Raw genomic sequence first — 7,006 nt, 5'->3', positions numbered from 1 at the left:
AGTGGTGCGCCAGCAACCGCCGGGTCGCCGCCGGCGCCAGCCGTCTCGGCGATGCGCCGACCCGCTGCGCGGCCACCGCGAGGAAGCGTTCGGCCAGCAGCGACACGTCGTCGATGCGCTCGCGCAGCGGCGGCAGCCGCAGACGCACCACGTCGAGCCGGTGCAGCAGATCCGCGCGGAAACGCCCGTCGGCCACGCGCGCCTCGAGCTCCTGGTGGGTGGCGGCGATGACACGCACGTCGACCCGCACGAGTTCGCGGCCACCGACGCGGAAGAACTCGCCCTCCGCCAGCACCCGCAGCAGCCGGGTCTGCAGCGGCAACGGCATGTCGCCGATCTCGTCGAGGAACAGGGTGCCGCCGTCGGCCTGCTCGAAGCGGCCGATGTGGCGGCGGGTGGCGCCGGTGAACGCGCCGGCCTCGTGGCCGAACAGTTCGCTCTCCAGCAGTTCGGCCGGGATCGCCGCGGTATTNAACGGCATGTCGCCGATCTCGTCGAGGAACAGGGTGCCGCCGTCGGCCTGCTCGAAGCGGCCGATGTGGCGGCGGGTGGCGCCGGTGAACGCGCCGGCCTCGTGGCCGAACAGTTCGCTCTCCAGCAGTTCGGCCGGGATCGCCGCGGTATTGAGCGCGACGAACGACCGCGCCGCGCGCGGCGACTCGCGGTGCAGCGCACGCGCGACCAGCTCCTTGCCGGTGCCGGTCTCGCCGGTGATGAGGACCGACAGCGGCGCCTGCGCGAGCCGGCCGATCGCGCGGTACAGCGCGCGCATCGGCGCGGAGTCGCCGACCAGCAGCGGGGTGCCGTCGGCGACGGCGTCCGCTGGAGGGTCATCGTCATCGTCGACACTGGCGCGCGCCGCCAGCGTGCGCTCCGCCAGCGCGACGGCCTCGTTGAGGTCGAACGGCTTGGACAGGAACTCCCGCGCGCCTCCCCGGAACGCGCCGGCGGTGCTGGCCACGTCGGTGTAGGCGCTCATCACCACCACCGGCAACCCGGCGGCGCGCGTGCGCAACTTGTCGAGCAGGACCAAGCCGTCGTCGCCGGGCATGCGCACGTCGGTGAACAGCAGGTCGGGCACGGGGAGGTCCGCGGTCGGCTGCGCCAGCGCGGCCAGCGCCGGTGCCGCGCCCTCGAACTCGGTGACGAGGTGGCCGGCCTCGCGCAGCGCGGCCGCCAGTACGAAACGCACGCTACGGTCGTCGTCCACCACCCAGATGCGTGCACTCATGCGGGATCCTCGGGTTCGACCATGGGGAGCAGCAGGGTGAATACGGTGTGGCCCGGGCGCGAGCGCCACGCCAGCGAGCCGCGGTGCTCGCGCGCGACCTGCTGGGCCAGCGCCAGGCCCAGCCCGCTGCCCTCGGCGCGGCCCGAGACCAGCGGCAGGAAGATCTGCTCAGCCAGCGCCTCGGGGACCCCGTGGCCATCGTCGACCACCTCCAGCCGCAGCGCGACCGGGTGCAGCGCGTCGCCGATGCGCAGCCCATGTTCGGCGCGCGTGCGCAGGGTGATGTTGCCTGCGCCGGCCTCGATCGCGTTGCGCACCAGGTTCCACAGCGCCTGGGTCAGGCGATCGGCGTCGCCCTCGAACTCCGGCAGGCTGGGGTCGTAGTCGCGCAGCAATTTGACCGCCCAGCCGGCGTCGCTCTCGGCCAACCGCAGCACGCGTTCCAGCACGGCGTGGATGTTGAGCGCGCTGTGCGCGCGCGGCGGCGCGGGCGACAGCAACTGGTCGAGCAACGCAGTAAGGCGGCCGACCTCGCCGTCGATCAGGCCGACCAGTTCGCGCGAGGCGTCGTCACCGACCCGGCGTCCCAGCAGCTGTGCCGCGCCCTTCACCCCCGCCAGCGGATTGCGCAGTTCGTGCGCCAGCCCCTTGAGCGAAGCGGCCAGCGCGGCCGGCAGCAGCAGGGCCGGGTCGTCCCCGGGGAACTCGTCGACCGGATGGGCCTCCACCAGCACGCCGTCGTCGCCGTGGGGGCTGAGCCAGAGGTCGGCGAAATGCTCGTCGGCCTCGGGATGGCGCAGTCTGACCCGGCGCAGGCGCAACGGTGCGCTGTCGGCGTGCAGGCGGGCGATCGCTTCGCGCAGTCGCTCGGGCTGCTCCGCGTCGAGCGACGCAAGCGGCCGTCCCACCACGCGGCGCACCCCGACCCCGAGCCATCGCGCAAACGCCTGGTTGCACCCGGCAATAGCGCCGTTGGCACCGGTCCACGCCAGCGGCGTGGTGAGGGCGTTGGCGTCGGGCGCGTCGGCGGGCATCGCACCATCTTAGTGCAGGCTGTTGGCGTGGAGGCAGTGACGGACGGGTGCCAGCGGGTCGCGGCTGAAGCCGCTCCTACAGGAGGGAGCAAATGACAACGGCCCGGGGTACCGGGCCGTTGCGTGTGCGGTCAGTCGAACCGTCTCGACTAGATCGCGTAGTACATCTGGTACTCGAGCGGGTGGGTCGCGGCGCGGAACGCGGTGACTTCCTTCATCTTCAGGCCGATGTAGGCGTCGATGAAGTCGTCGGTGAACACGCCGCCGGCCTTGAGGAAGTCGCGGTCCTTGTCGAGGGCCTCCAGCGCCTGGTCGAGGCTGTGGCAGACCGTCGGGATGTTCTTCTCCTCCTCCGGCGGCAGGTCGTACAGGTCCTTGTCCGACGGCGCGCCCGGGTCGATCTGGTTCTTGATGCCGTCCAGGCCGGCCATCATCAAGGCGGCGAAGATCAGGTAGCCCGAGTTCATCGGATCCGGGAAGCGCATCTCGATGCGGCGCGCCTTCGGATTGGCGACGTACGGGATCCGGCACGACGCCGAGCGATTGGAGGCCGAGTACGCCAGCATCACCGGTGCTTCAAAGCCCGGCACCAGGCGCTTGTAGCTGTTGGTGGTCGAGTTGGTGAAGGCGTTGATCGCGCGGGCGTGCTTGAAGATGCCGCCGATGTACCACAGCGCCATCTGGCTCAGGCCACCGTAGCCGTCGCCGGAGAACAGGTTGGTGCCGCCCTTGGCCAGGCTCTGGTGCACGTGCATGCCGCTGCCGTTGTCGCCGACGAGGGGCTTGGGCATGAAGGTCGCGGTCTTGCCGTTGCGGTGGGCGACGTTCTTGATGACGTACTTCATCGTCAGCAGCTCGTCGGCCTTCTTGGTCAGCGAGTTGAACTTGGTGCCGATCTCGCACTGGCCGGCGTTGGCGACCTCGTGGTGGTGCACCTCGACCTCGATGCCGAGCGAAGTCAGGGTCTTGCACATCTCGGCGCGGATATCGTGCAGCGAGTCCAGCGGCGCAACCGGGAAGTAGCCGCCCTTCACGCCCGGACGGTAGCCGGTGTTGCCGCCCTCGTACTCGCGGCCGGAGTTCCACGCCGCCTCTTCGGAGTCGACGTGGAAGAAGGTGTGGCCCATCTCGTTGGCGTAGCGCACCGAGTCGAAGATGAAGAACTCCGGCTCGGGGCCGAAGAACGCCTGGTCGGCGATGCCGCTGGACTTGAGGAACGCCTCGGCGCGCTTGGCGATGCCGCGCGGGTCGCGCGAGTAGGCCTGCATCGTCGCCGGGTCGAGGATGTCGCAGGTCAGCACCAGCGTCGGGTCGGCGGTGAACGGGTCGAGGAAGGCGGTGCTGGCGTCGGGCAGCAGCACCATGTCGGAGTCGTGGATGCCCTTCCAGCCATGGATCGAGGAGCCGTCGAACATCTTGCCGTCCTCGAACAGCGCGTCATCGACGATCGAGACGGGGTAGGTCACGTGGTGCTGCACGCCGCGCATGTCGGCAAAGCGCAGGTCGATGAACTCGACCTTGTGGTCCTTGATGGTTTTCTCGATGGATTCGATCGACATGGAAGGCTCCGGAAAGTGGCGGTGGGCGAGAGGCGGGCTGTTGCAACCCTCTCGGTAACGCATCGTTCGTGCCAACCGGCGGGCGGACGCAAGTGATTGATCCGTAACGCCAGACCGCGTCCCGCGACCACTGCAGCGCACCACATCGGTGCGCGCTTCGCACCTCCGCCCACCTCTGGTGCGTCGGTGGCCGCGCTATCCTCGCGTCCTTCGTCCCGCGCCCGCCCCGCCCATGTCCGACCTGCTCGCCGCGCTGCTGCTCGGCATCCTCGAAGGCCTCACCGAGTTCCTGCCGGTCTCCAGCACGGGCCACCTGCTGATCGCCCAGCACTTCATCGGCGAACAGCGGCCGGACCTGTTCAACATCGTCATCCAGGCCGGGGCGATCCTGGCGACCACGCTGGTGTTCCGGCGTCGGTTGTGGGCGCTGGCCACCGGGCTGCGCGAACGCGCCAACCGCGACTACGCGATGAAGCTGGCAGTGGCCTTCGGCGTGACCGCGGCGGTCGGCCTGCCGGTGCGGCTGGCAGGCTGGGAGTTGCCGGAGACGGTCACCCCGATTGCGTGGGCACTGATCCTCGGTGGCGTCTGGATGGTGCTGGCCGAGCGGCTGGCGGCGCGACGCCCGGCGTCGACCCGCATCACCTGGACGGTGGCCGTGCTGGTCGGCCTGGCGCAGGTGGTGGCCGGGGTGTTCCCGGGCACCTCGCGGTCGGCCGCGGCGATCTTCATCGCGCTGCTGGCCGGCACCGGCCAGCGCTCGGCGGCGACCGAGTTCGTGTTCCTGGTCGGCATCCCGACGATGTTCGCCGCCAGCGGTTACGCGCTGCTGGAGCACTTGCTCGACGGCAACGCGGCGCCGGTCGCATGGGATGAGCTGGCGCTGGCGTTCGTCGCCGCGACGCTAACCGGCTTCGTCGCGGTGCGCTGGCTGCTGGGCTACATCAAGCAGCACAGCTACACGCCGTTCGCGGTGTACCGGATCGTGCTGGGCGTGGCGCTGCTCGTGTGGCTGCCGGTGGGGATGTAGTCGACGGCGCGTCAGAGCGCCGGCGCGGGACGATCGGGATGCAGGCTGTAATGGCCCTGCACCAGGGCTTCGGCGAGGACGTGGCCGTGCATCGTGCGCAGGGCGTCGGCGGCGGTGAACCGGTCGGGCACGTCCAGCCGGTCGACGTCGAGCGCGAACAGGCGGAAGAAGTAGCGGTGCGGGCGCAGGTCGTTGGGCGGCGGGAACGGGCCGTCGTAGCCGAGCCAGTCACCGGCCAGCGCGTCGTCGCCGGCAAACCAGCCGGTGTAGTCGTTCAGTCCCTGCCGCGCACCGGCCGGGCCGGGTGGCGTGCGCTTGCCATGCGCGGTGACGCCGTCGCTGCAACTGCCGGCCTCGATCACGCGCAGGTCGGCGGGCAGGTCGACCATCGCCCAGTGGCAGAACTCGCTGCGTGGCTGGTCGACCGGGATCTCGACGCCCGCCTTGTTGACCATCCCGGGGTCGGTCGGCGCATCGCTGTCGATGCACAGCAGGGCGAACGAGCGCGTGCCTGCCGGCACATCGTCCCAGGCCAGGTGCGGATTGCGGTTCCGGCCGAAGCCGACCTCGCCGGCGTCGCGCGCGCCGAGCGCGTATTCGGCCGGGATCGCGCCGCGGTGGTCGAAACTGTCGCTGTGGATGCGCATCTCGGGGCTCCGTCATGGCGGGGCCCCGAGTCTGCCAGACCGCATCAGGTGCTGGCGTAGCCCAGCCGGCGGGCGACGGGCCCGAGCACGGCGAACGCGTCGGCCAGCGATTCGGAGAATGCACGCCAGTGACCGGCAGGGAAGCGGCTGCCGCCCAGTCGCGACGGCGGTACGCCCCGCAGACCGATGCCGAGGGTGTCGGCCAGCGCCTGGGTGATCGCACCGGGGTCGTTGGCGATCTCGTCCATCCGGAGCAGGCGGTGCGGCAGCAGCTCGGCCTCGTGCAGGTCGGCCACCTGGCCAAGCACCCGTGCCAGCCAGCGCGCGCCGACCTCGGGGCTTTCCAGCGCGAACGGTGCGGGCGAGCCGAACGCGAGCCAGTCGAGCAGCATGTCGCGCGGGTCCCGGATGGCCACCAGCAGGGTTGCTTCCGGCAGGTGCGGGCGCAGCGCACGCAGCACCGCGTTGTCCCACCACAGCAGCCAGTCGAACACCTGGCCATCGGCGATGCCGCGGGCGGGCAGCGCGGCACGCCATTCGGCCACCAGCGCGGACGGGTCGGCACTGCCGTCTGCCAGCGCGGGCACGGTGGTGTAGCGCTGGAACAGGTCGTGTGGCGGGTTCGGGCCAAGGCGGTCGGCGCGCAGCGGCGCGCCGTTGGCGTCGAGCACCGTCGCCAGCCGCTCGACCAGCGAGCCCGGCGCGCCCCACAGCAGCAGCACTGCCGGTGCGGGCTGCTCCAGCGTCGCCGGCTCCGGCCAGTCGCCATGCAGGTCGGAGACCGGCGGCAGCGGGAGGCGCTGGCCGACCACCTCGGCATGCAGCTCGGCCCAGGTCGCCGCAGCGGCGTCGGGCTGGCCGGCGCGGTCGAAGGTGCGACCGAGCAACTGGCGCAGGTTGCGTTTGGCCTGCTCGTCACCGGCGGCGGCCAGCAGGCGCTCGACGTGGGCGATCGCCTCGTCGGGATCGCGCTTGAGCTTGGCGTCGACCAGCCGCAGTTCGGCCTGGGCGTGGCCGGGCGCGAGCGTGGTGATGCGCTGGGCGATCGCCTCGGCGGCGTCGCTGTCGCCGGCGACGTCGTGGATGGTCAGCTGCGCCTCGAGCGCCGGCACGAAGTCCGGCATCGCGGCCTGCCAGCGGGTGACCACCGCGCGCGCGCCGTCGCCGGCGAACTCCTCGAACAGCAGTCGTGTACGCCACAGGTCGGCCTGCTGCGGATGGCTGGCCAGCAGGCGATCGATCGTTGTACGGGCCTCGTCGCTGGCGTTGAGCCGGCGCCAGGCCTCGGCCAGTGCAAGCAGGGTGCGGCGGTCGCGCGGTTCGGCTTCCAGCGAGGCGAGCAGCAGGTCCCGCGCACGCTCGTTGCGGCCGGCCTCCAGCTCCATTTCGCCGACCAGCCGGCGCAGGCCGGGCGTGGCGCGGTCACCATCGACCACCGACGCCAGCTCGTCGGCGGCATCGCCCGGGCGGCCCTGCCGGCGCAGCAGGTCGGCGACCAGCGCGCG

5 protein-coding genes and 2 pseudogenes are annotated in these 7,006 nt (G+C 71.4%); 1 reads left to right on the top strand and 6 read right to left on the bottom strand.

The window, feature by feature from the left end; genetic code table 11:
- From ACKVMH_RS13700 to glnA, 4 genes and pseudogenes are all read right to left on the bottom strand, one after another.
- Positions 1–472: pseudogene (locus tag ACKVMH_RS13700) on the bottom strand (sigma 54-interacting transcriptional regulator); the annotation flags it as partial.
- Between the two features lie 15 nt (positions 473–487).
- Positions 488–1,231: pseudogene (locus ACKVMH_RS13695) on the bottom strand (sigma 54-interacting transcriptional regulator); the annotation flags it as partial.
- Positions 1,228–2,265: a two-component system sensor histidine kinase NtrB gene (locus ACKVMH_RS11990; protein ID WP_412700466.1), complete on the bottom strand. Its 1,038-nt coding sequence runs from the start codon at positions 2,263–2,265 to the stop codon at positions 1,228–1,230. The gene ACKVMH_RS11990 and the pseudogene ACKVMH_RS13695, both read right to left, overlap by 4 nt.
- Positions 2,266–2,414: 149 nt before the next feature.
- Positions 2,415–3,824, bottom strand: a complete 1,410-nt coding sequence (gene glnA, locus ACKVMH_RS11985) for a type I glutamate--ammonia ligase (protein WP_215219022.1) — start codon at positions 3,822–3,824, stop codon at positions 2,415–2,417.
- A gap of 232 nt (positions 3,825–4,056) precedes the next feature.
- Here glnA and ACKVMH_RS11980 point away from each other — a divergent pair, with 232 nt between their 5' ends.
- Positions 4,057–4,854 (top strand): undecaprenyl-diphosphate phosphatase, encoded by a 798-nt coding sequence (locus ACKVMH_RS11980; RefSeq protein ID WP_412700465.1) that lies wholly within the window; start codon positions 4,057–4,059, stop codon positions 4,852–4,854.
- 11 nt (positions 4,855–4,865) lie between these two features.
- On the opposite strand, the gene ACKVMH_RS11975 is transcribed toward ACKVMH_RS11980, so the two are convergent.
- Together ACKVMH_RS11975 and ACKVMH_RS11970 are read right to left on the bottom strand one after the other, a co-directional pair.
- Complete coding sequence (locus ACKVMH_RS11975) at positions 4,866–5,501, bottom strand: YbhB/YbcL family Raf kinase inhibitor-like protein (RefSeq protein ID WP_412700464.1); 636 nt, start codon at positions 5,499–5,501, stop codon at positions 4,866–4,868.
- A gap of 44 nt (positions 5,502–5,545) precedes the next feature.
- On the bottom strand, positions 5,546–7,006 hold a 1,461-nt coding region (locus ACKVMH_RS11970), incomplete at its 5' end, for a tetratricopeptide repeat protein (RefSeq protein ID WP_412700463.1).

Origin of the sequence: Lysobacter zhanggongensis (genome assembly GCF_046638635.1) — a bacterium.
GTDB classification, from domain to species: Bacteria; Pseudomonadota; Gammaproteobacteria; order Xanthomonadales; family Xanthomonadaceae; genus Novilysobacter; species Novilysobacter luteus.
Note: the sequence above shows the minus strand (reverse complement) of the source record. Positions and strands in the feature narration are given on the sequence as shown.